Genomic DNA, 1,711 nt, shown 5'->3' with positions numbered 1-1,711 from the left:
AGCGCCTTGTAGGCGGCGTAGCCGTCGCACTGGACGATGCCGCGGTAGCCCGCCAGCAGCGCCCTGGCATGCTCCTGCCCGCGGCCAGGGGCGTAGCGGAACACCACCGCCGGGGGATCGGTGCCACCCCAGGGCCGGTCGTCGCGCGCCAGTGCCCAGGCGTACCCCTTCTTCACCTTGCCACGTCCCGGATCGAGCACCGGCAGGGTGGTCTCGTCGGCGAACAGCCGGGGCGAGGCGAGCAGGATCTCGCGCAGGCGCCGCACCACCGGCCGGATCTCCTGGGCGGCGGTGCCCAGCCAGTCGGCCAGCACCTCGCGTCCCAGGGTCAGCCCCTGCCGCGCCAGCATCTGCGCCTGGCGGTACAGCGGCAGGTGGTCGGCGTAGCGGGCCACCAGCACCTGGGCGACGGTGGCCTCGGTCGGCAGCCCGCCGGGTACCAGTCGCTCCGGCGCGGGCGCCTGCAGCACCACGCCGGGACAGGCGCGGCAAGCGAGCTTGGGCCGCCTGGTCACCAGCACCCGGAACCGGGCTGGCAGCACGTCGAGCCGCTCGGCGCTGTCGGCGCCGATCTCGACCAGCAGGCCAGCGCAACAGGGGCAGGTTTCCCGCTCGGGCAGCAGCACCTGCTCGATGCGTGGCAGATGCGCGGGCAGCTGGCCACGGTTGCCGCGGCGGCGCCTGGCCTGCTGGTCCCGCAGCGCCTTCGAGCGCTGGCCCACCTCGGCCTCGCCGGTCGCCAGCGTCGCCTCGATCTCCTCGAACGCGAACAACAGCTGGTCTTCCGGCAGCCGCTCCGACTTCTGCCCGAACTGCCGCCGCTTGAGCGCCATCAGCAGGTGGTGCAGCTGTTCGTTCCGCGCCGCCAGCGCGTCGCGCTCGGCCATGGCGGCATCGCGCTGCTCCAGCGTCGCCAGCAGCAGCGCCCGCAGGACCGCGGGATCCTCCGGCAGGCTCGGCATGCTGTCCGTGGCGACCATCACACCCGCGATTCTACGCAGCCACGCCCGGCGTGGGAATTCGTTTTGTGCTCTGCACCCGCGTCCAGTCGATGCCGTCGAACAGCGCGGCGAACTCCACCGGCGTCAGCCGCACCGCGCCGTCGATGATGGGTGGCCAGCGGAACGGGCCGCCCTCCAACTGCTTGCTGATCAACACCAGCCCGCTGCCATCCCAGAGCACGATCTTGATCCGGTCGGCGCGCCTGGCGCGGAACACCAGCACTACGCCCGAGAAGGGATCGGCACTCAGCACCTCGGCCGCCAGAGCCGCCAAGGCATGCGCGCCCTTGCGGAAATCCACCGGTCGGCTGGCCAGCAGAACACGCGCACCCGCGGGCAGCGTGATCACTCCGCCACGGTCCGCAGCGCGCGGAGCACCATGACCAACAGAGCCGGATCCGTGTCCGGCAAGACCCGCACGAGAGCCCCAGCCACCTGGATCTCGATGCAGGGCGATGGAGTGGACACGTGCGGCGCCATACTGGGCTCCGCCACGATCGGCACGAACGAGGGCGCCACGCTGTGCCGCATCTCGCGCCGCCAGGTAAACACCTGCTGTGAGCAGATCTGCCAGCGACGCGCCACCTCGGCGATGACGGCGCCGGGTGCGAGCGTCTCCGCGACAATCTGCGCCTTGGCCTCCTCCGACCACCGGCGACGGCGTCCAGGACCCGTCAGCACCTCTACCCGGCGATATCCGCGGCCACCCG

3 protein-coding genes are annotated in these 1,711 nt (G+C 71.9%); all 3 read right to left on the bottom strand.

Annotated elements, in window-relative coordinates:
- Positions 1-962: IS66 family transposase (gene tnpC / locus CR165_RS24130; RefSeq protein WP_245906755.1), on the bottom strand; the 962-nt coding region annotated here is incomplete at its 3' end.
- 31 nt (positions 963-993) lie between these two features.
- Complete coding sequence (tnpB, locus tag CR165_RS24125) at positions 994-1,350, bottom strand: IS66 family insertion sequence element accessory protein TnpB (RefSeq protein ID WP_109519416.1); 357 nt, start codon at positions 1,348-1,350, stop codon at positions 994-996.
- Positions 1,347-1,711 (bottom strand): IS66-like element accessory protein TnpA (gene tnpA, locus CR165_RS24120; RefSeq protein ID WP_109519415.1); only part of this gene is annotated, 365 nt, incomplete at its 5' end. The genes tnpB and tnpA, both read right to left, overlap by 4 nt.

The organism is Teichococcus aestuarii (assembly GCF_003116135.1).
GTDB classification, from domain to species: Bacteria; Pseudomonadota; Alphaproteobacteria; order Acetobacterales; family Acetobacteraceae; genus Pseudoroseomonas; species Pseudoroseomonas aestuarii.
Note: the sequence above shows the minus strand (reverse complement) of the source record. Positions and strands in the feature narration are given on the sequence as shown.